Origin of the sequence: Paraburkholderia franconis (assembly GCF_009362735.1) — a bacterium.
GTDB lineage: Bacteria > Pseudomonadota > Gammaproteobacteria > Burkholderiales > Burkholderiaceae > Paraburkholderia > Paraburkholderia franconis.
This window is the reverse complement of the sequence record NZ_WHNP01000008.1, coordinates 171,634-196,767: the sequence shown is the minus strand read 5'-3', so window position 1 is coordinate 196,767 and position 25,134 is coordinate 171,634. Positions and strand designations below refer to the sequence as shown.

The window sequence follows — 25,134 nt, the reverse complement described above, 5'->3', positions numbered from 1 at the left end:
GACCGACCGGCGCGCGTTTGCCGGCGAACATTGCAAGGCGCCGGTGCTACACTCGATTGGCCCCGCTGAAGTCTCTCCAGCGGTCTCTCAGCGGCTTCCATCCATCCTGGAACCACCCTTTGAAGGAGGCACACGATGGCTGATTTCCGAATCTGGTCGGACGACTTCCCCACCAACGGCTTCATGCCGAAAGCGCAGGAGATGAACGACAAGTCGTTCGGCGTCGACGGCGACGGCGAGAACGTCTCTCCGGCGTTGCAATGGGAGTCGCCGCCCGCCGACACCCAGAGCTTCGCGCTGACCGTCTACGATCCCGATGCACCCACGGGCAGCGGCTTCTGGCACTGGGTCGTCGTCAACATTCCCGCCGACACGCGCTCGCTGCCGCGCAACGCAGGCAAGGCCGACGGCAGCCTGCTGCCGCAAGGCGCGCTGCAGTTCCACAACGATTACGGCACGGTCGGCTTCGGCGGCGCTGCGCCGCCGCGCGGCGACAAGCCGCATCGTTACATCTACCGCATTCACGCGCTGAAAGTGGCGGACCTGCCCCTTTCCGCCGATACGACGAACGCGGTTGCGCGCTTCATGACGCACCTGAACGAAATCGATTCGGCGACATACACGGGCCTGTACGAGCTGAAGTAACGATGCGCGCCGGCAAGGCGAGCGCGTGGCCGCGCTTTGCCTCGCCCGCGCTTTCGCTGCGCAGCCCGCATGATCCGGCGTGAAGGCCTAGAGCAACGAGGCTTCACGCCGGGTCAGCACGGCCGTGCACCGTCCCATCGACGACAGGAATCACAATCCTGGACGCTACCGGCGGCCACGCATGGCCGCCCCGCCGTCCATCACAACAACACGATGCAAGCATCTTCTTCGAGGGACAACGGCAACACTTCCGGCGCGCCCGTCTCTGCTGCCGCGCCGCCCGCACCGGACGCCGAACTCGGCTTGCCGCTGCCGCAACGCTACTGGGCGATTCTCGTCGTCGCGCTCGGCATCACGCTCGCCGTGCTCGACAGCGCGATCGCCAACGTCGCGCTGCCGACCATCGCGCGCAATCTGCATGCAAGCGCCGCGAGTTCGATCTGGATCGTCAACGCTTACCAGCTGTCGGTGACGATCTCGCTGCTGCCGCTGTCGTCGCTCGGCGATCGGATCGGCTACCGGCGCGTCTATCTGAGCGGGATGGTGCTGTTCACGGTTGCATCGCTCGGCTGCGCGCTTTCCGGCTCGCTGCCGATGCTCGCGCTCGCCCGCGTGATCCAGGGCTTCGGCGCGGCGGGCATCATGAGCGTGAACACGGCGCTCGTGCGGATGATCTATCCGCCCGCGCGCCTCGGGCGCGGCATCGCGATCAACGCGATGGTCGTGGCGATTTCGTCGGCGGTCGGGCCGACCGTGGCATCGGGCGTGCTGTCCGTCGCGCCGTGGCCGTGGCTGTTCGCGATCAACGTGCCGATCGGCATTGCGGCGCTCGCGGTGGGCCTGCGCTCGCTGCCGCGCAACGAACGCCATCCGTCGCCATATGACTATCCGAGCGCGGTCATGAACGCGTTCGTGTTCGGCCTGCTGATCTTCGCCGTCGACGGGCTCGGCCACGGCGAACGGCATGGTTTCGTCGCCGTCGAGCTGATCGCCGCAGTCGTGATCGGCTACTTCTTCGTGCGGCGGCAACTCACGCAGCCCGCGCCGCTTCTTCCCGTCGATCTGCTGAAAATTCCGATCTTCGCGTTGTCGGTCGGCACGTCGGTGTGCTCGTTCTGCGCGCAGATGCTGGCGTTCGTGTCGCTGCCCTTCCTGCTGCAGAACCATCTCGGCATGTCGCAAGTGGAAACCGGCTTGCTGATGACGCCGTGGCCGCTCGTGATCGTCGGCGCGGCGCCGCTGTCGGGCGTGCTGTCGGACCGGATTTCGGCGGGCTGGCTGGGCGGCGCCGGACTCGCGACGCTCGCCTTCGGCCTGGTGCTGCTCGCGACGCTCGGCGCACACCCGACACCCGTCGACATCGTGTGGCGCATGGCGCTGTGCGGCGCGGGCTTCGGCCTCTTCCAGTCGCCCAACAACCGGACGATGTTGTCGGCCGCGCCGCGCCATCGCAGCGGCGGCGCGAGCGGCATGCTCGGCACGGCGCGCCTGACGGGGCAAACGCTCGGCTCGGCGCTCGTCGCCCTCGTGTTCGGTGTCGCGCCGGAGCATGGTCCCGTCATCTCGCTCTATCTGGCGGCGGGCTTTTCGGCGGTGGCGTCCGTCGTCAGCACGATGCGCGTGACGCAGCATGGCGCTGCGACGGCCGCGCGATAGTTTCAGCGCGTCAGTCACATCGCGCCCTTTCAGCCGCCGGCCCGCCTCATCCAGCCGTTTGCGCGCGAGCGGCTTCCGTCCCCGCACTTTGCGCCTATTCTGTAGTCGAAAGTTACGACCCGCCGCCGCTCTTCGCGACGGCCAGCGAGTCTTTCATTCTGGCCTTTGAACGATAGGGGGCGCCATGTCACTCATCGTCGCTGGACGTTTCACCACGTTCCCCGCCGCCGAAGACGCAGCACAGAAGCTCTTCGACAACGGGTTCCTCGGGGAAGACGTCACGCTGTTCTTCGTCAATCCGCGCGGCCAGCACGCACGCCATCCGCTCGACGAACACGCGGGCGCACCACCCACGATCTCGAGCGCGCTGCCGCCGACGCTGCATCTCCATCACCACGCGGTGACGATCGGCGCAGTCGCGGGCGCTGTAATCGGCGTAGCGGTGTTCTCGGCGTTTGCGGCGTCGATGCCCGTCGTCGTGATCGCGGCGGGTACGGGCGCGTATCTGGGCGCGCTGGTCGGCAGGATGGTGCACGCGCGCAGCCGTCCGCACGAGCATCACGACGTCGTGCATCACGAGTTGCGCAATTCGGGGGTGCTCGTGGCCGTGCACGTGTGCCCGGAGAATCAGATGGAAGCCGCGCGCATCCTGCGTGAAGCAGGCGGCGCGGACATCGAGCGCGCGACGGGCCGCTGGCAGCGCGGCAAATGGGCGGATTTCGATCCGCGTCAGACGCCCGTGCCGCTGACCGACCTCAACCAGCAGCAAGCCTGAGCCCGCCCGGCTGGAAACGAAAACGGCAGCCGTTACAGGCTGCCGCTCCGGGGTGCGCACCTCGCAGGCGCCCCACTACGCGCACGCGCTCATGTCGCGCGACCACGTCATGCCGTGACGTCGGCGCGCTTGACCGCCTTCTCCGTCACCGATGAAGCCGTCGCGACGTGCCGCAAGTCCGCGAGGAACGTATCGCGCCACACCGACAGGTTGTTCTCGCGCAGCGGCGCCATCATGTCCGCGTGACGCGCCTGGCGCTCGGCGAGCGGCATCGACAGCGCGCGCTCCAGCGCCTCGGCCATCTGCGACAGGTCGAACGGATTGACGACCAGCGCGCCCGGCAACTGCTCGGCCGCGCCCGCGAACTGCGACAGCACCAGCACGCCAGGATCGGCGGGGTCCTGCGACGCGACATACTCCTTCGCGACGAGATTCATCCCGTCGCGCAGCGGCGTCACGTAGCCGACCTGCGACTGGCGGAACAGCGCCATCAGCAGATTGCGTTCGTACTTGCGGTTCAGGTACTGGATCGGCGTCCAGTCGAGCTGCGCGAAACGGCCGTTGATGCGCCCCGCCTCGCCTTCCAGGTTCTGGCGAATGCGCTGATAAGTCTGCACGTCGGAGCGCGTCGGCGGCGCGATCTGCACGAGCGACACGCGGCCGTGCCAGCCTGGCGCGTTCAGCAGAAGACGCTCGAACGCCTGGAAACGCTCGACGAGTCCCTTCGAATAGTCGAGCCGGTCGACGCTCATGATCAGCTTGCGGCCGCGCATCGCGTCGCGCAGGCTGCGGACCTGCTTGCGGTCGCTGAACTGCTCGGAGGCTTTCGCAATCGCGTCGGGATAGATGCCGATCGGATAGGCGGCGACCTTCAGGAAACGACCGTACGCGTGGACCATGTTCTCGTCGCTCGACGTGCCGTGATTGCCGCGTTCGATGTAATCAACGAACGACTGCCGGTCCGCGTCCGTCTGAAACCCGACCACGTCATAGCTGCACATGCACTTCACCAGCTCTTCGTGCGGCGGCACCGTGCGCATCACTTCGGGCACGGGAAACGGAATATGCAGGAAAAAGCCGATCGGGTTTTTCACGCCGAGATCGCGCAGGCACCGCGCGAACGGCAGCAGGTGATAGTCGTGGACCCAGATGATGTCGTCGGGCCTCACCAGTTCCTTCAGTTGCTGCGCGAGCGACGCGTTGACGCGCAGGTAGCCCGCGTATTCCTGGCGGTCATATCGCGACAGGTCGTTGCGATAGTGAAAAGTCGGCCACAGCGTCGCATTCGAGAAGCCGCGGTAGTACTGGTCGTAGTCGCGCTTGGTCAGCCCCACCGTCGCATAGGTCACGTTGCCCTGCTTTTCGATGACGGGCGACGACGGCTCGGCGGCAATCTCGCCGCTCCAGCCGAACCACACACCTCCCGTTTCCTTCAAGGCATCCAGCACCCCGATCGCCAGACCGCCCGCTGCGGGGCGTCCTTCCTGAGTCGGCGCGACGCGGTTTGAAACTACGATCAATCTGCTCATTGCGGCTCCACCTCATTCAGTTGACTTACATGCGGTGATACACCGACTGACGGCACGCAAATCTCATGCCGTGTTGCGCAAAATCACGGAATAAAAATGTATGTAAATGTGACAGACAAGAAAAAACTCGCTGCGCACATGGTTGCGCGCAGCAAATTATTCGCCTGTCGAATGAGCCCGGACCGGCTGGAAAACGCAGCTCAAGCGTCCTGCTCGGAGCCCAGGTCGCGCTGGTAATCCAGCCCTTCCTGGCGCGTGCCGCCCTGGTTGTGTTCCCCGTCAGGCGGAGCGTCGGGCGCGGCGCGGTTCTCGTGCGCCGGATCGGGTGTCGCTGGTTGATTGCCCGTGCCGCTGGCTGGGCGCTGATCGCGCTTCGAATGGCGCGCGGAGCGCCGCAATGCGGGATGTCTCATGATGGACGCCTCCAGGGAAGGCCACTGCCCGAACGTGGGGTCGCTCGGGCTGCATCACATTAGTCTAGGCCGATGAACGTAATTTGCCGGTAAAAAGTTCGCCGGTTTTGTAACCGATACATCTCCCAGGCCCGGCAATTGCACTCGCGAGGCGCATGCCCCACGAACGGCCGTAACGGCATTGAATTTCATGACCCGCCGCCTCGCAGCGCGGCGCCGGGGCGCGTATGCGGCGTCTGCGAGGGTTGCGGCGGCGGATCGCCGATGGGTGGCGTATCCGGTTCGACGGGTTCGCGCGTCGGATCGGGCACCGTGTCGGGCTGGTCCGGCTCGGGCGGTTGGCCGGGGTCGGGTGTGTCGGGTGTGTCGGGTGTGTCGGGTGTGTCGGGTGTGTCGGGTGTGTCGGGTATGGTGGGATCGGGGCGATGCGCGTGCAGATCGTGGACAGCGTCGTAATCCGGCATGTTGGACTCCCAGTTTTCGTTCGCTGTCGTCTCGCTTGCGCGATGCAACTGTCGAACTGAATTCAGCAAAGCCTGTGCCGTTCGGACGCCGTCCGATGTGGCGGTGAGGATGGGCGGCCGATTGATCGCGCTGACTGATCGGGCCGCCCCTCAGACGCCGCTCAGGCGTCCGCCTTGCCGAGCGCCTGGGGTTCGTCGCTGACGTCGTCGCCGTCGGCGCGGCCGGCGTCGTTGCCGTACTCGACGAGCCGGTTGTACAGCGTCTTCAGGCTGATGCCGAGAATCTCGGCGGCGCGCGTCTTGACGCCGCTGCACTGCTCGAGCGTGGCGAGAATCAGCTGACGGTCGGCTTCGGCCAGCGACGTGCCGAACGGAATCGTGATCGCCGTGCCCGCCGTCGGCTTCGACAGCGAAATCTGCAGCGGCACGGTGGCCGTGCTGTCCGAATCGGCGCTCGACATGATGTGCGCGCGCTGCACGTAATTCTTCAGCTCGCGCACGTTGCCCGGCCACGGATACGACAGCAGCATCTCACGCACGGCGGGCGGAAAGTGCTTCTTCGTGCCGTGCTGCTCGTTGAGGTCGTCGAGGAATGATTGCGCGAGCAGTTCGACGTCCTTGCCGCGCTCGCGCAGCGGCGGCAGGCTGATCGGAAACACATTGAGCCGGTGATACAGGTCGAGCCGCAGCTTGCCTTCCAGCACCGCCTGCTCGGGATCGCGGTTCGTCGCGGCGATCAGGCGCACATCCGTTTCGATCTCCTTCGTCGTGCCGACGCGCATGAACATGCCCGTCTCCAGCACGCGCAGCAGCTTCACCTGCAATTCGATCGGCATTTCGGTGATTTCGTCGAGGAACAGCGTGCCGCCGTTCGCGCGCTCGAAATAGCCCTTGTGCTGCCGGTCCGCGCCCGTGAACGCGCCGCGCTCGTGGCCGAACATCTCCGATTCGATCAGGTTCGGCGAGATCGCGCCGCAATTCACCGCGAGAAACGCATGCTTGCGGCGCAGGCTCAGCTGGTGCAGCGTCTGCGCGGCCACTTCCTTGCCCGTGCCCGATTCGCCGACGAGCATCACCGAGGCCGCCGTCGGCGCGACGCGGCTGATCTGGTCGTACACCTGCTGCATGACGGACGAGTTGCCGAGCATCAGGCCGAAGCGGCCCATGCGGCGCAGCTCGCCGCGCAGCGTGCCGATCTCGGCTTTCAGATCGCCGGCGCGCGGCAGGCGGCTCAGAATCGCCTTCACGCGCTGCATGTTGATCGGCTTCACCAGATAGTCGGCGGCGCCCATCTTCAGCGCGCTCACTGCCGATTCGACCGTCGCATGACCCGTGATCACGACGAACTCGACGCCCGAGCGCGGATCGAGATCTTCGAACAGATCGACGCCCGTACCGTCGGGCAGCTTCAGATCGGTGAATACGACATCGGGCATCTGTCGCACGAGCTGGATGCGCGCCTCGCGCAGATCGCTCGCCGTGGCCGTCGTCAGCCCGTCTTCCGCGATGATCGCCGCAAGCGCATCGCGGGTACCCGGATCGTCATCGACAATCAATACATGTGGCATCGCGTGTGGAAAGCTCGAAAGTACTGGTAGTGAACACGCACAGCCTGCGTTCGCCAGAAAGTTGCGACGACGAAAACGCCCGCGCGCTGCGATTCCAGGCCTGGGCCTGCGTCGCGACGCCGGACGCCTGAATCGGAAAAACTTTCCGACTTACCGCATCTGCGCAACAATTTCCGTAAATTTTGCCGTAAAACTCATATATTGTTGTGGTTTTTGATCATTATACGGCTTTGTACCGAAAAAATATCGGCAGTTGGCCGACAGGCGCGTGCCGTGTGCGCGACTGGCCGCAGCCGTGACGACAGCAGCATCATCCGCGCGGAAACGGCCATGCGTCGCCGCTCGCGCTGTGATCCGCGCCATTGCCGCCACGCGGATGCGCCGCGGGCGCCATGTGCGCGCCGGGCGGCTGCTCAGGGTCCGTCACCGAGCCGCCCTCGCCTTCCCAGCGCGTCAGATCGCGCGCGAGCGGCTGTTGCGCGCCGCGCTGCCGTTGCACCCAGCGCCAGGCCAGTACGCTGCCCACTGCGAACAGAGCGCCGAATATGCCGATTGTGGGTCGTGCCATCTTGAACTCCTTGTTGTCGTGAATGGGGACTGGGCGTCGTCAGCGCGCCCGACAGCGTCCACGAACGCCGATCACCGCGCCGCGAGCAAGCCGAGCGCGAAGCCGACGCTCGCCGCGATGCCGAGCGACTGCCACGGGTTCTGGCGCACGTAGCGTTCGGTCTGAACCGTCGCGCTGCGGTAGCGCCGCTGCGCCGACGTCTGCGCATCGCCGAGCGCCGCCTGCAACGTATCGACATGCGTGCGCAGCCGATCGCGCAAGGCATCGAGGCCCTCGCCCGGAACGGTCGCCGCAAGCCGCAGCATTTCTTCCGAGTCGGTCAACAGCACCCTGAGATCCTCGACAATTTTCTGCCTGCCCAACGCGAGCTGCTCGGTTGTTCCTGTCATTGCAATCTCCTTTCCGGCGCGGGACCGGTCTGTCTCATTGGCCGACGGCCGGTTCCGGTGGAGGCGAGCGCCGCGTCCTGGATTTTTCTTTGCGCCGTCTATTTACCCACTCACCGCCACGCATGGCGCGCGTCACCCGTTCGGCCTCCGGCGCTCGTCTATCCGCCCTTTCCGGTATCTTGCAACGGCCGTACCCGGCCACCCCTATGCGATCCACGCCTGCCCGCCGAGTTCCGCCTCGCGGCCGATTTCGAGATACATGCAAGGCGCGCAGAGTAGAGACAAAGTTGCCGGGGCGATTGCGCAACGGATGCAACTTTTTCCGCCATCTCGTGCCGATCGGACGTCAAAGTTTGCGCATTTCCAGCGAATGCCAAATTTACGCATGCCTTGCCGGATATGGCGCGCCAATGGTTAAATTGCCCTTTATGAGATAGTGGACTCACTAACAGAGCAGTCCACGCACTCGATACTGGCCTGCGCCATTCAGACACTCACCCGAAATTGCACAGGACACCCTTGGTTATGCCGTCAACCGATCTGGACTCGCCCGCCGCGGAAGCCGGTGGCAGCGCTCCCGCGCCACAGGGCAAGCAACGCACGGTGGAAGGCGTCCCCGGACTGAAGTCGTACGGCGTGCTGTACGGCTCGTCGCCGGTGATGCTGGATCTCTACGAGCAGATCGACCGCGTGGCCGCAACCGATGCGACCGCGCTCATCATCGGCGAATCGGGCACGGGCAAGGAACTGATCGCCCGCTCGATCCACGAGCACAGCGCGCGCAAGGACGGCGCGTTCGTCGCCGTCAATTGCGGCGCGATTCCCGACGAACTGATCGAAGCCGAACTGTTCGGCCACGAGAAAGGCAGCTTCACGGGCGCGGTGCAAGGCCGCATCGGTTACTTCGAGCACGCGAATGGCGGCACGCTGTTCCTCGACGAAGTGACGGAAATGGCGCCCGTGCGCCAGGTCAAGCTGTTGCGCGCGCTGGAAACGGGCACGTTCTATCGCGTCGGCGGCACCGAGCTGATTCGCGGCGACGTGCGCGTGATCGCCGCGACCAATCGTGACCCCGCCGTCGCCGTGAAGGAAAACGGCCTGCGCGAGGACCTGATGTACCGGCTTGCCGTGTTTCCGCTGCGCGCGCCGCCGCTGCGCGAACGCGAAGGCGACCGCGAGCTGCTCGCGCTGCATTTCCTCGATGAGCTCAACCGCCAGGAAAGCACGAACAAGGTCTTCAGCAAGCGGTCGATGGAAACGCTGCGCACGTGGTCATGGCCGGGCAACGTGCGCGAGCTGAAGAACGCCGTGTATCGCGCGTTCATTCTCGCCGAGAAGGCCGTCGAGTTGCCGCATCCGCATCTGATGTCGCGCGTGAAGAAGCCCGTCACGCTCGGCGATTCGATGAGCGTGTGGATCGGCACGCCACTCGCCGATGCGCAGAAGCAGATCATCCTCGGCACGCTCAAGTACTGCGGCGGCGACAAGCGGCGCGCGGCGAAGGCGCTCGGCGTGAGTCTCAAGACGCTGTACAACCGACTCAGCGCATACGGCGACGAAGATTCGAATTCCGACGAATCGTGACACGCGGCGCGCGATGCGTCGCGTGCCGTGTCACGCTCGTGCGCTTCGTTGCACGCTCATCTATCGCGCCTGAGGCAGCATCTCCTGCCGCTCATTACAGTCGATACTTCCAACGCGCCGCCACGCACGATGCGCACGTCCGCCCATAGCGGCGACGCTGCGCGGCCCGTCCGGGCATGCGGACTGCTAGCAAAATCAAACAGAAAGACAGCGGCCCTGCAGCATCTTTTGCAATTACTTGCACTTTCCCTATGCCAATTACAAAAGGCATCCTGCACAATGCCGCTGCGTAAAAATCAGACGCAGTCCGTCCTTCGTGCCGGCGCGGTCCGCGCATCGAAGGCACGAGCAGGAGCAATGACCAACAAATGCTAAAAGCCATGCACCGCAAAGCGCTCACGGCGCGGCCCGCAACGATGCGGCGTTCAATCTTTCCGGGCGCCACGCTGGCCGTAGCCGTCACGACGGCACTGAGCGGCTGCAGTTCGCTCTACTCGGAAGGCGCGACGGCGGGCGCCGGTATCGCCGGCGCGGCCATCGCCGGCAAAGTCACCAACAACGCGGCCGTCGCAACGGGTATCGGCCTTGGCGCCGTCGCCGCGGCGCGGGCGGGCGTCCAGTACTCCGAGCGCATCATCCATCGCAATACTCAGGACAGCATCGCAATCGCGGCGGGGCCGCTCGCGGTGGGCGCCGTCGCGCCGTGGAGCATCACCCATTCGGTGCCGCTCGAAGACGACGAGCATGGCCGCGTGACCGTGAGCCGGACGATCAGCATGGGCGAGCTCGACTGCAAGGAGATCGTGTTCTCCGTCGACAAGACGGCGACGAAGAACGTGCCCGCTTCGAGCGCGTTCTATGTCGCATCGATCTGCCGCGACGGCAATGCGTGGAAGTGGGCATCGGCCGAACCTGCAACCGAACGATGGGGCTCGCTGCAATGATCGCGTGCTCGACACACAAGCGGGCCTTGGATCGGCTGCGCTCGACGGCGTCCGCGCGGCTCGCGCTCGCCGGTGCGTTGTGCGTCGGCGCGCTGACGCTCATAAGCGGTTGCAGCTCGTCGTCCGTCGGCGCAGCGGCGGGCGCGGGCGCAGGCGCGGCGACGGGGCTCGTCACAGCGAATCCCGCCGTGGGCATCGGCGTCGGAATCGCGGTGCAGGCAGCCACCGACGAAGCCGTCGCGCGATATATGCGAGTCATGCATTCGGATCAGCAGAATGTGATCGCGGCGCTCGCGGGCGCGATGCCCGTCGGCGAAACGCGCGACTGGAGCGTCAAGCACGCGCTGCCCATCGAGAACGGCCACGGCCAGGTGCGCGTGACGCGCGCATTCGCTTCGTCGCTCGCGATCTGCAAGGAGTTCGTGTTCTCCGTCGTCGATGGCGACAAGCCCGACTCGAAGGTCTTCTGGTACACGGCTGCCGCATGCCAGCAGGACAACAAGTACTGGAAGTGGGCATCGGCGGAACCGGCTGTCGAGCGCTGGGGCAATCTGCAGTAACCAGAGCGCTGACTCGTCCCGTCGCACGATACGACGCAGACGCGTCGCATAAACACGAGGGGAGCCGCACGGCTCCCCTTCTGCATTTGCGCGCCCGAATCGATCGAGAGCGCAGGTCAGCAAGATCAGGACTCGACGTCCTCGAGACTGAAGATTTCCGTCTGGTCGTTGTACGAGAAGATCTCGGCATAACGGCCCCAGTTGATGACGGCATCGAGCGTCTCTTCCGCCGCGCTGTCGGACAGGAAGTCTTCCAGCTCCTGCTCGAAGCGCACTCGCGGCGCGCGATGTCCCGGGCGCTCGTTCAGCACCTTCTTGATCCGCGCCGCGAGCGGCACATGACGCAGCAGATGCTCGGCGAACATCATCTTGCGCTCCTGGGTGCCGAACTCGGCGAACACGCGCGCGGGCGGCGTCAGGAAAATATCGCCCTCGCGCACGTCCGCGAAGCCCAGGTGCTGCAGCACTTCGGCGACGGGGAACAGGTCGTCCACTTCCAGGTGCAGCGAGCGCGCGATTTCCGGCATATCCGCGCGGCCGTGGTAAGGCGCGGCCGCCAGCATTTCGATCAGACCCGCCATCAGGTTGGTCGACACGTGCGGCAGCCAGCTGTGCAGCTCCAGCCCCTTCTTCGTCGTTTCGTCCTTCTGACGCGCGGTCATCTTCGCGTAGATGTCGTCGACGAGGCGGCGGAACGCCGGGTCCAGACGATTGCGCGGATGCTTGAACGGCACCTTGATCTCGGCGATCACGCGGCCCGGATTCGACGAGAGCACAAGAATGCGGTCGCACATGAACACCGCTTCTTCGATGTTGTGCGTAACAATCAGCACCGATTTGATCGGCATGCGGCCCTGCGTCCACAGGTCGAGCAGATCGGTACGCAGCGTTTCGGCCGTCAGCACGTCGAGCGCGGAGAACGGCTCGTCCATCAGCAGCAGCGTCGGATCGACGACCAGCGCGCGCGCAAAGCCGACGCGCTGGCGCATGCCGCCCGACAGCTCGCGCGGATACGCGTTCTCGAAGCCGTCGAGACCGATCAGGTCGATCGCGGCCAGCGCGCGCTCGCGGCGCTCGCGCGCGCCGACGCCCAGCGCTTCGAGACCCGCTTCCACGTTCTGCAGCACGGTGAGCCACGGAAACAGCGCGAACGTCTGGAACACCATCGCGACGCCTTCGGCGGGACCTTTGAGCGGCTTGCCCATATAGGTCACTTCGCCGTCCGTCGGTTCGATCAGCCCGGCGATGATGCGCAAGAGCGTCGACTTGCCCGAGCCCGAACGCCCGAGCAGACCGACGATCTCGCCTTCGCGCAGCGACAGGTTGGCGTCGTCGAGGACGAGCAGTTCGCCCTGCGTCTTGTTGAACCCGCGGCACACGTCCTTGACGCGCAGAATTTCTTCGCCGAGACGCGGCGGCATCGGCGGCGTCTGGATCGGCGTGGCGGTAACGGCTTTAGGGTTTTGCATCGCGTTTTGCCTTCAATGAATCTCAATCGAGCCGCAGACGGCTTTCGGCATAGGCGTACATCGGACGCCACAACAGACGATTGAACAGGGACACGAACAGGGACATCACCGCGATACCCAGAATGATCTTCGGATAGTCGCCGGCGGCCGTGTACTGCGCGATATACGCGCCGAGTCCATGCGCCGCGACCTTCGTATCGCCCCACTGGACGGCCTCCGCAACGATGCTCGCGTTCCACGCGCCACCCGAGGCCGTGATCGCGCCCGTCACGTAGTACGGGAACACGCCCGGCAGCATCGCCTGGCGCCACCACTGCCAGCCGCGGATGCGGAAGTTCTTCGCGGCTTCCTTATAGTCGTTCGGATAGGCGCTCGCGCCTGCAATCACGTTGAACAGGATATACCACTGCGTTCCGAGCACTATCAGCGGCGAGAGCCAGATGTCCGGATTCAGATGGAACCTGACGATCACGATCACGAACACCGGGAACAGCAGGTTCGCCGGGAACGCCGCGAGGAACTGCGCGAGCGGCTGGACCTTTTCGGCGAGCGCCGGACGCAGCCCGATCAGCACGCCGAGAGGCAGCCACACCACCGATGCGAGCGCGATCAGCAGCGTCACGCGCAACAGCGTGAAGAGGCCGAGCACGAACACATGGCCGACCTCGTCGAGCGTCACGCCCGAGCGCACATACTCGATGACGCGATATACGACATACAGCGTGACCACGACGACGATCACGGCCCACACGATGTCGCCGGCCTTCGACGACTTCTCGCTCGCCGGCTTCGCGAACTTCACGTGACCAACGCTCGGCCAGCGGATCGGAATGCGCGCGGCCCTCGCGAACATCCAGCCGATAGGCACGAGCAGACGGTGAATCAGCCGCGTGCGGCGGATCAGGTCGAGCAGCCACGACTCGGGCGCGTCGCCGGAACTCGTGGTCTCCATGCGGAACTTGTCGGTCCACGCGACGAGCGGCCGGAACAGGAACTGGTCGTACGCGAGGATCACGACCGTCATCGTGAGAATCACCCAGCCGATCGCGTGCAGGTTGCGCCCGGAGATCGCCTGCGCGAGGTACGCGCCGATGCCCGGCAACGTGATCGTGTGATTGCCGACCGTGATCGCTTCCGATGCGACGACGAAGAACCAACCGCCCGACATCGACATCATCATGTTCCAGATGAGGCCCGGCATCGAGAACGGCACTTCGAGCTTCCAGAAGCGCTGCCATGAAGTCAGATGGAAGCCCTTTGACACTTCGTCCAGATCGCGCGGCACCGTGCGCAGCGACTGATAGAAGCTGAAGGTCATGTTCCACGCCTGGCTCGTGAAGATTGCGAAGATCGCGGCCAGCTCGGCGCCCAGTACGCGCGACGGAAAGAGCGCGAGGAAGAACGTCACCGTGAACGAGATGTAGCCGAGTACGGGCACCGACTGCAGGATGTCGAGAATCGGCACCAGTACCTGGCCCGCGCGGCGGCTCTTGGCGGCGAGCGTGCCGTAGACCAGCGTGAAGACGAGCGACGCGACCATCGCGGCGAGCATGCGCAGCGTCGTGCGCAACGCGTACTCGGGCAGGTTCGACGGATCGAGCGAGATCGGCTTCGCTTCGAGCGTCGAAATGGGCGCCATCGTCTGATGGAAGCCGATGAACGCCATCGCGATCAGGCAGATGATCAACGGAAACGCAATGAAGTCCCAGCGGTTGGGCAGTACCCGCCACGCCGACGCGTTGGCGGTACGGTTCAGGCTGAAGCCGAACACATCCATCAGGCGGCCCTCCCGTTGCACGGGAGCGCGAGCTCGCCGCAAGCCATCATGGCTACACCCGCAGGGCGCGCGGCGCGGCGGTCCGAGTTTCGATCCGGAAAGCGGAAATCAGGCATGACAAAACGCTAATGCGCGGTAGATCGTTGGCGTTGATACGCATTGGCCGGCAACGAAGACGTTGCGCGGCGCCCCGTGCCGGCCTGCGCACACGGCCGGCGCATTCGTCCGCGCGGCCGCCGCCGGCAGAACGGCGAGCTTTCCTCGTTTTGGACGGCACGACACTACTACAACCCGTGTGACAGAAACAACCGTTGACATTCAAATGTCACGCTGAATGGTTCTCGGAATGCATCTGTAAGCAGCGAGCCGCGCGGCGCCTCGCACCCAAGCCCGCGGACCGTCGCGCGCGAGCCACATTGGAATCGCGCCGCGCTATTCAGAAAGTCCCTTCCCAGGCCGTTAAAGACCACACGGGACTTTCAAGCGAGCAAATCCTGACTGGCGCCTTGCCGCGCGACGGTTAAAATCTGGAAGCGGCGTATCCAGCAGGCTGCCAGCAACGAGGACGGCGGACCGGCGCATCTATCCTGGGTCCGTGCGGCACACGGCGAAGATCGACAGGAACGGCCCAACGCCGGCGCGTTGCAACGAAAGGCTTTGTTGCATGAATCAGTCAGACGGATCAGAGGGTCGATGAAAAGGACAATCTTGCGCCAGGCATCGGGACCGGCCAGTTTCATACTGGTCGTGATCGCATGCTGGTTCGCATCCGGCCTGGTCGCGGACCGGATGGTACAGCAAGAACTGGATGCCGCCTTGCGCCAGCAGCGGCAGATGTCCGGCTCGATCGTCTACAACATGGCCGAAGTGATCGCGAGCGACCTGGCGATGTCGCGTGCCATACCCGCCACCATGGCCGAACTCGGCGTGATCCAGCAGGCGCTGACGCACTCGCAGAATTATGCCGTTTCAGGCGTCGACGGGGAACCCGCTCATCGGGAAGAATTGCTGAAATCGCCCGAGCTGGCGGGCATCGACGGCTTTCTGCGCGACGCTCAGGGCTTCTCCGGCCTCGACATCATCTGGCTCGTCAACGCGAACGGACTATGCGTGGCCGCGAGCAACGCGCAGAACGCGCAGTCGTTCGTCGGCATCGACATGCGCTCGCGCAGCTATCTGACCAACGCGCTGCTCGGCGCATTCGGCGAGGCGTACGGCGTGGGCCGCATGAGCGGCGAGCCGGGCATTTTCATTTCCGCGCCCGTCTACGACGATGGGCTGCTGGTCGGCGCGATCGTCGCGAAGGTCGGCATCGCGCGGCTGCGTCACTGGGTCGCGCACGCAGGCACCTTCGTCACCGACGACAACGGCGTGATCATCATGGCGCACAACGCCGCGCTCGAAGGTGAGGCGCTGCCGAACTCGCGCGTCACGCAGATGCGCGAGGCCGAGCGCATGAGCACCTATCACCGCGACCACTTCCAGCCCGTGCAGATCCGGGCCGTCAAGGGGCAGGTGCGCCGCGATGCGCCGTGGGTGCCGCCTGAGATCGCCGAGCAACTGTTCGACATGCCCGGCCAGCCGGTCCCGACGCTCTACCAGTCCCGCGAAGGATTGAATTCGGGGCTCTCCGCGCATCTCGTCGATCCTCTCGCCGCCTGGCCCGAACTGATGCGCAATCACAAGCGCGATCACCTGCTGGTGTTCCTGACGCTCGCGGGTACGGTCGCGCTGGCCTGGGTGATCACCGTGTCGTACCTGCGCGAGCGGCGCCACCACCGCGCGACGCGCGTGCTCGCCGAGCAGTTGCAGTCGGCCAATACGCTGCTGTCCGCCGAGGCCCGCCACGACGCCCTGACAGGCGCGCTGTCGCGGCGCTATTTCCTCGACCTGTTGCGCCATGAGATCGACCGTGCGCATGCGGCGGGCGAGCCGCTCTGCATGGCGATCGCCGACCTCGATCACTTCAAGCAGATCAACGATCGCTTCGGCCACGCGGCGGGCGACCGCGCGCTCGAACATTTCGTCGACACGTGCCGCAGCGAGCTGCGCGGCAGCGACGCGATCGGGCGGCTGGGCGGCGAGGAGTTCGGCATTCTGCTGCCCGCGACGGCACTCGGCGCGGGGCTCGAAGTAGTCGAGCGCCTGCGCGTGAGGCTCAAGTCGATGCCGTCGACGAAGCTGCCTCCGTCGGTGGGCTTGAGCGTAAGCATCGGCATCACGGAATTGTCGCAGGAGGATTTGCCGGAGCGCATCGTCAGCCGCGCCGACCAGGCGCTCTATACGGCAAAACAGGGCGGCCGCGATCGCAGCGAAGCCGTTCCGCCCGACGACACCGCGCCGCCCACGCGCGCGTCCGCCAGCGTCTGGTGATCCTCTGAAATGCGCGGTCAGGTACGCGCATGGTGTTTGCGGGCCATGCAGCCTGCATCCCTGTGCCGAAGCCGCCGGGCAAGCGAAGCGCAAGCAGGTATCATCGACTTTCGAACGAAGGTTGTGATCACCGCTATACGCTCCCCGGAGGTTCGCATGAAGGGAAATCTGGTCATCGTCTGCCGCGATCAGGACGCTGACGCTTTCGATCATCTGCTTGCAGAGTACGGCGCGTTTCAGACACGCCTGTCGTCGACCGCGTGGTATCTGAAACTCGAAGTGGCGCCGGAAGTGATCCAGGAAGAAATCCTGGCGCGTCTTGGCAAGTACACGACGCACTACATCTTCGAGGCGGACACGGTCACGTGGAATACCGTCGACAGCGAAGCGGCCGCCGCGCTCAACTCGCTCTTCACCGAATAGGCGCGACCCTCTCGCCTCGCGCGCAGCGCGCATGAAAGGGAATGACGGGCGTCACTGCCCGTCGATACTCATCAAGTTCCGTCGATCCTTCTCACCCCGCGCAGCGGATCACCAGGCGCTTTCCGAGGTCGCCGCCGCGCGCGACTCTAATTCCAATGGGAACGTCATCTGCACGCGCAGCCCTCGCCCGCCGTTGGTTGCGGCGTCGTTGTTGCCGATCTGCCATTCGCCGCCCGCGCGGCGCACGAGCCGCTCGACGATTGCGAGCCCCAGGCCGCTATGGCCGTTGCCGCCGCGCGCGGGATCGAGCCGCACGAACGGACGGCTTGCGTTGATCAGGTCCTGCGCGGCAATGCCACTGCCGTTGTCGCTGATGGTCAGCGTGAAGCCGCGCGGCGTGCGCGCCGTGGAAACGACAACGGGCGGCGCGCCATACGCATGCGCGTTATCGAGCAGATTCGACAGGATGCGGTCGAGCGTCGCCGCGGGCAGCCTGAATCCGGGACCGGCGCACAAATCCGTCTGCACCGTCGGCGCGCCCGACGATACCGCACGATAGCTGCGCACCACGCGCTCGCACTGCGCATCCACTTCGACGGGCTCGCTGCGATCCGCGCCGTCATGCGCGAACACCAGAAACTGCTCGACGATATGCGTCATCGAATCGACGTCGCGCACGACGCCGTCGCGCATCTTCGGTTCGTCCATCATTTCGGCGCGCAGCCGCAGACGCGCAAGCGGCGTCTTCAGATCGTGCGCGACACCCGCGAGCATCACGGCGCGGTCGTGCTCCGTGCGCTCGACTTCCTGGACCATCTGATTGAAGCCGTGCGTCAGCTGACGCAACTCGCGCGGCCCGCGTTCGCGCAACGGCGGCACGGGCAGGCCGCGCCCGAAGCGCGCGACAGCCTGCGCGAGCGAGCGCAGCGGCTGCTGCAACTGCCACGCCGCGAAGAGCGCCGCCATCACGCCCGCCGAGAAAATGATGCCGAGCCACAGCACCATCCGGTCGAGCGGCCGCGGCGGCCGCAATGGCTGCACGGGCACGACGATCCAGCTCGCGTCGCTCGCCGAGCGCACCCATAACGTGGGCGGCTTGCCGGGCGCGCCGATGCGCACCTGCGTCGAGGTCGGCATGCGGTCGCGCACGTCGTCAAGGAAGCGGTTGAGCGGCATGGGCAGGTTTGGCGCATCGGGCGGCACGTCGTTGCTGGCGGGATCGACGAGACGCACGCGCGACGGTAGCGGCTGGTCGGGCTCGCGCCTCACGTGATCGCGCACGGCATCGACGAGAAACACCGCTTCTTCGACGGCGTAGCGCGTCTGCAACTGGTTGCGCTCGAAACGTACCAGCAGATACCACGCGAAATGCGACAGCAGCAGCACGCAGACGACCAGCAGCGCCAGCCGTCCGAACAGCGAATCAATTGGACGACGCATGTTGCTCGCCATCGGGGACGAACACATATCCGCGCCCGCGCACGGTCTGGATGAAGCGCGGAACGGACGGATCGGTTTCGAGGATGCGGCGCAGGCGCCACACCTGCACGTCAATGCCGCGGTCGGTGCCGTCGTATTCGGGACCGTGCAGCAGTTCGAGCAGGCGCTCGCGGGTGAGCGTGCGCATCGGGTGATTAACGAAGATCTTCAGCAGCGCGAATTCGCTGCCGGACAGCGTGAGCGGCTTGCCTTCCTGATGCAGCGTGCGCGACTGGAAATCGAGCGTGAAGCGGCCGAACGAAAACGGCTCGCGCTGCTCGGGCGCGGCCGCCGACGGCTGCGTCTTGCGGCGTCGCAACACTGCCTGCACGCGAGCGAGCAGCTCACGCGGATTGAACGGCTTGCCGAGGTAATCGTCCGCGCCGAGTTCCAGGCCAACGATACGGTCCACATCGTCGGCGCGCGCCGTGAGCATGATGACGGGGATATCGTCACCCGACGCGCGCAGCTTGCGCAGCGCCGTCAGCCCGTCGACACCCGGCATCATCAGGTCCAGCACGATCAGGTCGGGACGTTCGCGCTCGATGCGGCGTTCCAGAGAGCTGGCGTCATGCAGCACCGAAACCTCGATGCCTTGCCGGGCCAGGTAATCGCGCAGCAGGTCGCGCAGTTCGACGTCGTCATCGACGACAAGAATTTGAGTAGCCATGGCTTGAAGTGTAACGCGCGCCCCGACGGCTATTCGACCCAACTGACCCCCGAAAGGGTTACGGGGTGTTACCGCGAAAGGCACACGTAATGTCGCGTAACTTCCGCAAGGATACGCGTAACACGCCCCTCGTTCGATCCCTCTACGCTGTGCCTTACCGAATGCACGCCCGTCCACCTTCGAGACAGGCGGCATCGTCGGCTAGTCATCAAGGAGCACTGTAATGTCCAAAAAAACATCACGCTTTCTCGCCGTCGCCGCTGCATCGCTCGCACTGAGTCTCGGGTCCGCGTTCGCCGCGCAGCCCCAAGGTGGCCCCGGTGGTCCCGGTGGCATGGGCCCCGGCGGTCCCGGCTGGCACCACGGCCACTTTATGAAGGAGCTGAACCAGTTGCACGGGCAGCTCAAGCTGAACGCGGATCAGGAAAAGCAATGGCAGGCCGCGCTCGACACGATGAAGCAAAGCCATGAAGCGGAACGCGCGAACCACGAGCAGATGCGTCAGCAGTTCAAGCAGATGCAGCAGCAGCCGATCCTCGACCTGAACGCGATGCACGCCGCGCATCAGCAGATCGAGCAGAAGGACGCGCAACTGCGCGAACAGACGGCGACGGCGTGGCTCAACTTCTATAACGGCCTGAACGACCAGCAGAAGACCACCGTCAGCACCTCGCTCAAGCAGCACTTCGCGAAGATGGAGCAGCGTCACGAGAAGATGCGCGAGCGTTGGGAAAAGCATCGCGGCGACGCGGCGGCTTCGGCGGTGAAGCCGTAAGCGGCGATCGCACGTGACGCGTCGCGCAGGGCGGCGCGGTCGGCCGCCCTTGCCTCGCGCCGATCATCGCGTGCTACACGTAGAAGAAAACGCCACGGGAACGACATCCCGTGGCGTTTCTCATCGATGGTCCGGCGAAAGCGCGAACGCCCGGACGACAGCCTGACGGCTGGCGGCTTAACGCAACCGCCCCAGGTCGAACAGCAGCACTTCGGCGCCCTCGCCGTTCTCGAGCGTGACCGCGGACGCATCGGTGATCATCGCGGCGTCGCCTGCCTTCAGCGCTTCGCCGTTCACCGTCAGCGCGCCACGCGCGATGTGCACATACGCCTCGCGCCCAGCCGCTAGCGCATACTCGGCGCGCTCCGCGCCGTCGAAAAGACCCGCGTGGATCGACGCGTCGGCGTGAATCGTCACCGAGCCGTCGCGCCCATCCGGCGACACGACGACGCGCAGACGGCCGCGCTTGTCCGCATCGCTGAAGCGCTTTTCCTCGTAGCCGGGTTGATCGCCCGCGCGCTTCGGGATGATCCAGATCTGCAGCAGATGTAGCAGGTCTTCCTGCGACGCATTGAACTCGCTATGCATCACGCCCGTGCCGGCGCTCATGCGCTGCACGTCGCCAGGGCGGATCGTCGAGCCGTTGCCCATGCTATCGCGATGCGACAGCGCGCCGTCGAGCACATACGTGACGATTTCCATGTCGCGATGCCCGTGCGTGCCGAAGCCCTGCCCGCCCGCAATGCGATCCTCGTTGATCACGCGCAGCGGGCCGAAATGCATGTGCTCCGGATCGTAGTAATCGGCAAACGAGAAGCTGTGCTTCGAGTCTAGCCAGCCGTGGTTGGCGTGGCCCCGTTCGTCGGAGCGGCGAATCGTGATCATGTGACTCTCCCGTGAAAATTGGTGATGACGGGAAGAATGTATGGGCCGCGCGCGCCCGGAACAACCGCCGCCACTGCACCGGATCGTTCCGCAAATGACGGCAATGGCGACGGCCGTGCAATGCGCGCCGCATCGGTCGTGACGACATCCGCACGCATGCCGGGATATCGCGCCGCGCACGCATGTCTCTGGCGGCAAAGGGCTTTTTCCGCACGGCTGCCACACGACTGCCACTGGCACCGCGCCCGGGTTCGGGTAAAATACCGCGCTTTTTGGAAAGGGTCGACGCGCGTGCCGCGTCCGGACGGATCGCCGCTCACAGCGCGCGCCCCCGGACAGCAAGGGGAGCACGCCTCGCGGCCGCCTGGGTGGGGAAAGAGGCCGGCAAGCAGCAGGCCGCTTGGGTCAATGAATCGGCGGCAAATCGGTCAATTCGCCTTTAACCCGGGCAGCATAATTTTGTCCGCCTAGAATGGCGACGGCCGGCCACCAGCCGGCGGTCGCCGGCGCGGGACGGCACCGCGGCGATCGGGAAGTCAGGAGAAACATGAAGAAGCTCGCACTGTGCGTAGCGCTCGCAGTCATGGCCACGGGGGCTATGGCAAAAGAATGGAAAACCGTGCGCATCGGGGTCGACGCCAGTTATCCGCCGTTCGAATCGATGGCGCCGAATGGCCAGATGATCGGTTTCGACGTCGATCTGACGAAGGCGCTCTGCGCGAAGATGAACGTCAAGTGCGTGTGGATTCCGCAGGATTTCGACGGCATCATCCCGGCGCTGAAGGGCAAGAAGTTCGACATCATCGTGTCGTCGCTGACCGTCACCGACAAGCGCCGCGAGCAGATCGACTTCTCCGACAAGCTGTTCGACGCGCCCGCGCGCATGATCGCGAAGGCGGGCTCGCCGCTTCTGCCGACGGCTGAATTGCTGAAGGGCAAGCACGTCGGCGTCGAGCAGGGCACGACGCAGGAAGCGTACGCGAAGGCGTACTGGGAGCCCAAGGGCGTGACGATCGTGCCGTACCAGAACCAGGATCAGGTGTACGCCGATCTCGCGACGGGGCGTCTCGACGCGTCGCTGCAAGATGAACTGCAGGCTGACGCCGGCTTTCTGAAGACGCCGCGCGGCAAGGGCTTCGCGTGGGCCGGCCCGGAAGTGAAGGACCCGAAGACGATCGGCGAAGGCACGGCCATCGGCGTGCGAAAGGAAGACGGCGAGCTGAAAGCGAAGCTCAACAAGGCGCTCGCCGACATCCACCAGGACGGCACGTTCAAGCGGCTCGAGAAGCAGTACTTCGACGTCGATATTTATCAGAGCCGCTAGCCTCTGATGGGCGTGGGCGGGCCGCCTGCGCCGGCGTCGCGCAGCAAAGGCTCGGGACAGGCCCGGATGGGCTTGTCGCCGGGCTTCGTAATACAGTCGCACACGAAGTAACGAACAAGCAGTAGCAAACAAGCTGGAAAACGCGCTGCCGGCCGGCAATGGTCAGGCAGTCATGATTCGCACAGCGGCATGCTGTGCGCCGCACGGGAGACATCGAAGGCGATACCGCATCGGCCTTCGCGCGACCCGCCGCAGCGCACGCGTTCCGCGTCTTTCGCGGCGCGCGGGAGCGTCGTCAAGGACTCACTATGTTCTTTCAAGGCTACGGCCCGCTCATCTTTGCCGGCACGGTGCAGACCGTCAAGCTGGCGATCCTGTCGCTTGCGCTGGCGTTTCTGCTCGGTCTGCTCGGCGCGGCGGCGAAGCTGTCGAAAAACCGCTTGTCGTATGGCATCGGCACGCTCTACACGACACTCGTGCGCGGCGTCCCCGATCTCGTGCTGATGCTGCTGCTCTTCTACAGCATCCAGATCTGGCTGAACAATCTCACCGACATGCTCGGCTGGGACCAGATCGACATCGATCCGTTCGTCGCCGGCGTCGCCGTGCTCGGCTTCATCTACGGCGCGTATTTCACGGAGACTTTCCGCGGCGCGTTCCTCGCGGTGCCGCGCGGCCAGCTCGAAGCGGGCGCCGCGTACGGCATGACGGCCTGGCAAGTGTTCTCGAGGATCATGTTCCCGCAGATGATGCGCTTCGCGCTGCCCGGCATCGGCAACAACTGGCAGGTGATGGTCAAGGCGACGGCGCTCGTGTCGATCATCGGCCTCGCGGACGTCGTCAAGGCATCGCAGGATGCCGGCAAAGGCACGCTGCGTTTCTTCTTCTTCACGCTGATGGCCGGCGCGATCTATCTGGCGATCACGACAGTGTCGAACTTCGTGCTGATGTACCTCGAAAAACGCTACTCGACTGGCGTGCGCAAGGCGGAACTATGATCGAGCTGATCCAGGAATACTGGCGCAACTATCTCTATACGGACGGCTACCGCTTCACGGGCGTCGTCATCACGCTGTGGCTGCTCGTCGTGTCGATCGGCCTGGGCTTCTGTCTGTCGATACCGCTCGCTGTCGCGCGCGTGTCGAAGAAGAAATGGCTCGCGGGCGCGGTGTGGCTGTATACCTACATCTTCCGCGGCACGCCGTTGTACGTGCAACTGCTGCTCTGCTATACGGGCCTCTACAGCCTCGAAATGATTCGCTCGAACGCGCTGACCAACGCGTTCTTTCGCGACGGCATGCATTGCACGCTGCTCGCGTTTACGCTGAACACCTGCGCGTACACGACGGAGATTTTCGCGGGCGCGATCAAGGCGACGCCGTACGGCGAAATCGAAGCCGCGCGCGCCTATGGCATGTCGCAGTTCACGCTGTATCGCCGTGTGATCCTGCCGTCGGCGCTGCGCCGCGCCTTGCCGTACTACAGCAACGAAGTGATCCTGATGCTGCACGCGACCACCGTCGCCTTCACCGCGACCGTGCCGGACATCCTGAAGATTGCACGCGACGTCAACTCGGCGACCTACCGTTCGTTCGACGCTTTCGGCATCGCCGCCCTGCTCTATCTGATCGTCTCTTTTGCGCTCGTCTGGCTCTTCCGCCGCGCCGAGCGCCGCTGGCTCGCTTATCTGCGCCCGCAAGGCAAGTAACGACGGCGAATAAGCAAGTCAAGGAACCCGATGAACACTCAAGCCACACAGCAAATGCTTTTCGTCGACAACCTGCACAAGCAGTACGGCGACAATGAAGTTCTCAAAGGCGTCACGCTGCGCGCGAACCGCGGCGACGTGATCAGCGTGATCGGTTCGTCCGGCTCGGGCAAGAGCACGATGCTCCGCTGCATCAACTTCCTCGAGCAGCCGAACGCTGGGCGCATCTTCGTCGACGGCCAGGAGATCCGCACGCAGAAGGACAAGCACGGCGCACTGCGCGTGTCGGACCAGAAGCAGTTGCAACGGATGCGTACGAAACTTTCGATGGTGTTCCAGCACTTCAACCTGTGGACGCACATGACGGTGCTCGAAAACGTCATCGAAGCGCCGCTGCACGTGCTGGGCATGTCGCGCAAGGATGCCGAGGAGCGCGCCCGCACGTATCTGGAGAAAGTGGGCCTCGCGCCGCGCGTCGAGAAGCAGTACCCGTCGCATCTGTCAGGCGGCCAGCAGCAGCGCGTGGCGATCGCCCGCGCGCTGACGATGAACCCCGACGTGATGCTGTTCGACGAGCCCACTTCCGCGCTCGACCCCGAGCTGGTCGGCGAAGTGCTGAAGGTCATGCAGACGCTCGCGGAAGAAGGCCGCACGATGATCGTCGTCACGCACGAGATGGCGTTCGCGCGCAACGTGTCGAATCACGTGATGTTCCTGCATCAGGGGCGCGTCGAAGAGGAAGGCCATCCGGATGAAGTGTTCAGGAACACGAAGAGTGACCGCCTCAAGCAGTTCCTGTCGGGCAGCCTGAAATAATTCCGTGATGTAGTTTATGTAGCATTACAGGGCGCTTACCGGCGCCCTTTTTCATTGCCCTCGCGACGCCTCCCTGTCCCTCCTGCGCCACATCAAAGCTTCGGCATCCCAACATCTGCACCACCAACGGACCGGAACGCCCCTACTCCCGACGATTTATCGCGTCAATAGAGGCAATCCTTGACACCACTCGTTAACAACCGTGCTTCCCTTGTCGGACAAGGCCCGGAGCTCTATTCAAAGCCCTCCGCACGCCACTTGTCTCACAGTGGTATTGCAATTTAGAGACATCTTTACCGAGCATCGCTAATTTATTCGCCAACCGAGGGGTATTTTGCTA

General features: G+C 64.7%; 24 protein-coding genes. 13 read left to right on the top strand and 11 right to left on the bottom strand.

Going from position 1 to position 25,134, the window contains the following annotated elements:
* The first annotated feature begins 135 nt into the window (after positions 1 to 135).
* The 3 genes from GCT13_RS11650 (at position 136) to GCT13_RS11640 (ending at position 3,076) form a co-directional block, all read left to right on the top strand.
* Positions 136 to 645 (top strand): YbhB/YbcL family Raf kinase inhibitor-like protein, encoded by a 510-nt coding sequence (locus tag GCT13_RS11650; protein ID WP_152758010.1) that lies wholly within the window; start codon positions 136 to 138, stop codon positions 643 to 645.
* A gap of 213 nt (positions 646 to 858) precedes the next feature.
* Positions 859 to 2,301: an MFS transporter gene (locus tag GCT13_RS11645; protein ID WP_152758008.1), complete on the top strand. Its 1,443-nt coding sequence runs from the start codon at positions 859 to 861 to the stop codon at positions 2,299 to 2,301.
* A gap of 184 nt (positions 2,302 to 2,485) precedes the next feature.
* Positions 2,486 to 3,076 (top strand): glycine zipper domain-containing protein, encoded by a 591-nt coding sequence (locus GCT13_RS11640; RefSeq protein ID WP_152758006.1) that lies wholly within the window; start codon positions 2,486 to 2,488, stop codon positions 3,074 to 3,076.
* Between the two features lie 107 nt (positions 3,077 to 3,183).
* Here the strand turns inward: GCT13_RS11640 and otsA are convergent, their stop codons facing one another.
* The 6 genes from otsA to GCT13_RS11610 all read right to left on the bottom strand — a co-directional run bounded on the left by otsA (position 3,184) and on the right by GCT13_RS11610 (position 8,007).
* Positions 3,184 to 4,605, bottom strand: a complete 1,422-nt coding sequence (otsA, locus tag GCT13_RS11635) for an alpha,alpha-trehalose-phosphate synthase (UDP-forming) (RefSeq protein WP_152758004.1) — start codon at positions 4,603 to 4,605, stop codon at positions 3,184 to 3,186.
* A gap of 200 nt (positions 4,606 to 4,805) precedes the next feature.
* Positions 4,806 to 5,018: a hypothetical protein gene (locus GCT13_RS11630; RefSeq protein ID WP_152758002.1), complete on the bottom strand. Its 213-nt coding sequence runs from the start codon at positions 5,016 to 5,018 to the stop codon at positions 4,806 to 4,808.
* A gap of 188 nt (positions 5,019 to 5,206) precedes the next feature.
* Positions 5,207 to 5,482, bottom strand: coding sequence for a hypothetical protein (locus GCT13_RS48290; protein WP_193727638.1), 276 nt, complete (start codon positions 5,480 to 5,482; stop codon positions 5,207 to 5,209).
* A gap of 161 nt (positions 5,483 to 5,643) precedes the next feature.
* The gene (locus GCT13_RS11620) at positions 5,644 to 7,050 is read right to left on the bottom strand and encodes a sigma-54-dependent transcriptional regulator (RefSeq protein WP_152758000.1); all 1,407 of its coding nucleotides are present in this window, start codon (positions 7,048 to 7,050) and stop codon (positions 5,644 to 5,646) included.
* Between the two features lie 310 nt (positions 7,051 to 7,360).
* Positions 7,361 to 7,618, bottom strand: coding sequence for a hypothetical protein (locus tag GCT13_RS11615; RefSeq protein WP_152757998.1), 258 nt, complete (start codon positions 7,616 to 7,618; stop codon positions 7,361 to 7,363).
* A gap of 71 nt (positions 7,619 to 7,689) precedes the next feature.
* Complete coding sequence (locus GCT13_RS11610) at positions 7,690 to 8,007, bottom strand: DUF883 family protein (RefSeq protein WP_152757996.1); 318 nt, start codon at positions 8,005 to 8,007, stop codon at positions 7,690 to 7,692.
* A 525-nt stretch (positions 8,008 to 8,532) separates the two neighbouring features.
* Between GCT13_RS11610 and GCT13_RS11605 the strand changes: the two genes are divergently transcribed.
* From GCT13_RS11605 to GCT13_RS11595, 3 genes are all read left to right on the top strand, one after another.
* Positions 8,533 to 9,591, top strand: a complete 1,059-nt coding sequence (locus tag GCT13_RS11605) for a sigma-54 interaction domain-containing protein (protein ID WP_152757994.1) — start codon at positions 8,533 to 8,535, stop codon at positions 9,589 to 9,591.
* Positions 9,592 to 10,007: 416 nt separating this feature from the next.
* A complete protein-coding gene (locus GCT13_RS11600; RefSeq protein WP_227746791.1) occupies positions 10,008 to 10,535 on the top strand; it encodes a hypothetical protein in 528 nt (175 codons plus the stop codon).
* 26 nt (positions 10,536 to 10,561) lie between these two features.
* Complete coding sequence (locus GCT13_RS11595) at positions 10,562 to 11,095, top strand: hypothetical protein (protein ID WP_193727637.1); 534 nt, start codon at positions 10,562 to 10,564, stop codon at positions 11,093 to 11,095.
* A gap of 125 nt (positions 11,096 to 11,220) precedes the next feature.
* On the opposite strand, the gene GCT13_RS11590 is transcribed toward GCT13_RS11595, so the two are convergent.
* A complete protein-coding gene (locus GCT13_RS11590; RefSeq protein ID WP_087734456.1) occupies positions 11,221 to 12,564 on the bottom strand; it encodes an ABC transporter ATP-binding protein in 1,344 nt (447 codons plus the stop codon).
* Positions 12,565 to 12,586: 22 nt separating this feature from the next.
* A complete protein-coding gene (locus tag GCT13_RS11585) occupies positions 12,587 to 14,341 on the bottom strand; it encodes an ABC transporter permease (RefSeq protein ID WP_152757992.1) in 1,755 nt (584 codons plus the stop codon).
* A 693-nt stretch (positions 14,342 to 15,034) separates the two neighbouring features.
* Here GCT13_RS11585 and GCT13_RS11580 point away from each other — a divergent pair.
* Both GCT13_RS11580 and GCT13_RS11575 read left to right on the top strand, forming a co-directional pair.
* Positions 15,035 to 16,714, top strand: coding sequence for a sensor domain-containing diguanylate cyclase (locus GCT13_RS11580; protein ID WP_152757990.1), 1,680 nt, complete (start codon positions 15,035 to 15,037; stop codon positions 16,712 to 16,714).
* A 156-nt stretch (positions 16,715 to 16,870) separates the two neighbouring features.
* A complete protein-coding gene (locus GCT13_RS11575; protein WP_087734453.1) occupies positions 16,871 to 17,137 on the top strand; it encodes a double-stranded DNA-specific endonuclease in 267 nt (88 codons plus the stop codon).
* Positions 17,138 to 17,245: 108 nt separating this feature from the next.
* Here GCT13_RS11575 and GCT13_RS11570 read toward each other — a convergent pair whose 3' ends face one another.
* Entirely contained in the window at positions 17,246 to 18,577 is a 1,332-nt protein-coding gene (locus GCT13_RS11570) for an ATP-binding protein (protein ID WP_152757988.1), read from the bottom strand.
* Positions 18,561 to 19,286: a response regulator gene (locus tag GCT13_RS11565; RefSeq protein ID WP_087734452.1), complete on the bottom strand. Its 726-nt coding sequence runs from the start codon at positions 19,284 to 19,286 to the stop codon at positions 18,561 to 18,563. Before GCT13_RS11565 ends, GCT13_RS11570 begins: the two co-directional genes overlap by 17 nt.
* A 223-nt stretch (positions 19,287 to 19,509) precedes the next feature.
* On the opposite strand from GCT13_RS11565, the gene GCT13_RS11560 reads away from it, so the two are divergent.
* Entirely contained in the window at positions 19,510 to 20,061 is a 552-nt protein-coding gene (locus tag GCT13_RS11560; RefSeq protein WP_152757986.1) for a periplasmic heavy metal sensor, read from the top strand.
* Between the two features lie 177 nt (positions 20,062 to 20,238).
* Here the strand turns inward: GCT13_RS11560 and GCT13_RS11555 are convergent, their stop codons facing one another.
* On the bottom strand, positions 20,239 to 20,946 hold the full coding sequence (locus GCT13_RS11555) for a pirin family protein (RefSeq protein WP_152757983.1): 708 nt from the start codon (positions 20,944 to 20,946) through the stop codon (positions 20,239 to 20,241).
* 547 nt (positions 20,947 to 21,493) lie between these two features.
* Here GCT13_RS11555 and GCT13_RS11550 point away from each other — a divergent pair.
* The 4 genes from GCT13_RS11550 to GCT13_RS11535 all read left to right on the top strand — a co-directional run bounded on the left by GCT13_RS11550 (position 21,494) and on the right by GCT13_RS11535 (position 24,794).
* Positions 21,494 to 22,270: an ABC transporter substrate-binding protein gene (locus tag GCT13_RS11550; protein ID WP_152757981.1), complete on the top strand. Its 777-nt coding sequence runs from the start codon at positions 21,494 to 21,496 to the stop codon at positions 22,268 to 22,270.
* Between the two features lie 308 nt (positions 22,271 to 22,578).
* Positions 22,579 to 23,268 (top strand): ABC transporter permease, encoded by a 690-nt coding sequence (locus GCT13_RS11545; RefSeq protein WP_152757979.1) that lies wholly within the window; start codon positions 22,579 to 22,581, stop codon positions 23,266 to 23,268.
* Complete coding sequence (locus GCT13_RS11540; RefSeq protein WP_152757976.1) at positions 23,265 to 23,978, top strand: ABC transporter permease; 714 nt, start codon at positions 23,265 to 23,267, stop codon at positions 23,976 to 23,978. Before GCT13_RS11545 ends, GCT13_RS11540 begins: the two co-directional genes overlap by 4 nt.
* A gap of 30 nt (positions 23,979 to 24,008) precedes the next feature.
* The gene (locus tag GCT13_RS11535; protein ID WP_152757974.1) at positions 24,009 to 24,794 is read left to right on the top strand and encodes an ABC transporter ATP-binding protein; all 786 of its coding nucleotides are present in this window, start codon (positions 24,009 to 24,011) and stop codon (positions 24,792 to 24,794) included.
* The last annotated feature ends 340 nt before the right edge of the window (positions 24,795 to 25,134 follow it).

What these genes read in the sequence shown, in the direction of transcription:
- GCT13_RS11605 (WP_152757994.1), top strand. Translation starts at nt 8,533, where the DNA reads ATGCCGTCAACCGATCTGGACTCGCCCGCCGCGGAAGCCGGTGGCAGC.
- GCT13_RS11630 (WP_152758002.1), bottom strand. Translation starts at nt 5,018, where the DNA reads ATGAGACATCCCGCATTGCGGCGCTCCGCGCGCCATTCGAAGCGCGAT.
- otsA (WP_152758004.1), bottom strand. Translation starts at nt 4,605, where the DNA reads ATGAGCAGATTGATCGTAGTTTCAAACCGCGTCGCGCCGACTCAGGAA.
- GCT13_RS11560 (WP_152757986.1), top strand. Translation starts at nt 19,510, where the DNA reads ATGTCCAAAAAAACATCACGCTTTCTCGCCGTCGCCGCTGCATCGCTC.
- GCT13_RS11555 (WP_152757983.1), bottom strand. Translation starts at nt 20,946, where the DNA reads ATGATCACGATTCGCCGCTCCGACGAACGGGGCCACGCCAACCACGGC.
- GCT13_RS11545 (WP_152757979.1), top strand. Translation starts at nt 22,579, where the DNA reads ATGTTCTTTCAAGGCTACGGCCCGCTCATCTTTGCCGGCACGGTGCAG.
- GCT13_RS11575 (WP_087734453.1), top strand. Translation starts at nt 16,871, where the DNA reads ATGAAGGGAAATCTGGTCATCGTCTGCCGCGATCAGGACGCTGACGCT.
- GCT13_RS11550 (WP_152757981.1), top strand. Translation starts at nt 21,494, where the DNA reads ATGAAGAAGCTCGCACTGTGCGTAGCGCTCGCAGTCATGGCCACGGGG.
- GCT13_RS11585 (WP_152757992.1), bottom strand. Translation starts at nt 14,341, where the DNA reads ATGGATGTGTTCGGCTTCAGCCTGAACCGTACCGCCAACGCGTCGGCG.
- GCT13_RS48290 (WP_193727638.1), bottom strand. Translation starts at nt 5,482, where the DNA reads ATGCCGGATTACGACGCTGTCCACGATCTGCACGCGCATCGCCCCGAT.
- GCT13_RS11580 (WP_152757990.1), top strand. Translation starts at nt 15,035, where the DNA reads ATGAAAAGGACAATCTTGCGCCAGGCATCGGGACCGGCCAGTTTCATA.
- GCT13_RS11535 (WP_152757974.1), top strand. Translation starts at nt 24,009, where the DNA reads ATGAACACTCAAGCCACACAGCAAATGCTTTTCGTCGACAACCTGCAC.
- GCT13_RS11620 (WP_152758000.1), bottom strand. Translation starts at nt 7,050, where the DNA reads ATGCCACATGTATTGATTGTCGATGACGATCCGGGTACCCGCGATGCG.
- GCT13_RS11600 (WP_227746791.1), top strand. Translation starts at nt 10,008, where the DNA reads ATGCGGCGTTCAATCTTTCCGGGCGCCACGCTGGCCGTAGCCGTCACG.
- GCT13_RS11615 (WP_152757998.1), bottom strand. Translation starts at nt 7,618, where the DNA reads ATGGCACGACCCACAATCGGCATATTCGGCGCTCTGTTCGCAGTGGGC.
- GCT13_RS11650 (WP_152758010.1), top strand. Translation starts at nt 136, where the DNA reads ATGGCTGATTTCCGAATCTGGTCGGACGACTTCCCCACCAACGGCTTC.
- GCT13_RS11590 (WP_087734456.1), bottom strand. Translation starts at nt 12,564, where the DNA reads ATGCAAAACCCTAAAGCCGTTACCGCCACGCCGATCCAGACGCCGCCG.
- GCT13_RS11640 (WP_152758006.1), top strand. Translation starts at nt 2,486, where the DNA reads ATGTCACTCATCGTCGCTGGACGTTTCACCACGTTCCCCGCCGCCGAA.
- GCT13_RS11610 (WP_152757996.1), bottom strand. Translation starts at nt 8,007, where the DNA reads ATGACAGGAACAACCGAGCAGCTCGCGTTGGGCAGGCAGAAAATTGTC.
- GCT13_RS11540 (WP_152757976.1), top strand. Translation starts at nt 23,265, where the DNA reads ATGATCGAGCTGATCCAGGAATACTGGCGCAACTATCTCTATACGGAC.
- GCT13_RS11570 (WP_152757988.1), bottom strand. Translation starts at nt 18,577, where the DNA reads ATGCGTCGTCCAATTGATTCGCTGTTCGGACGGCTGGCGCTGCTGGTC.
- GCT13_RS11645 (WP_152758008.1), top strand. Translation starts at nt 859, where the DNA reads ATGCAAGCATCTTCTTCGAGGGACAACGGCAACACTTCCGGCGCGCCC.
- GCT13_RS11565 (WP_087734452.1), bottom strand. Translation starts at nt 19,286, where the DNA reads ATGGCTACTCAAATTCTTGTCGTCGATGACGACGTCGAACTGCGCGAC.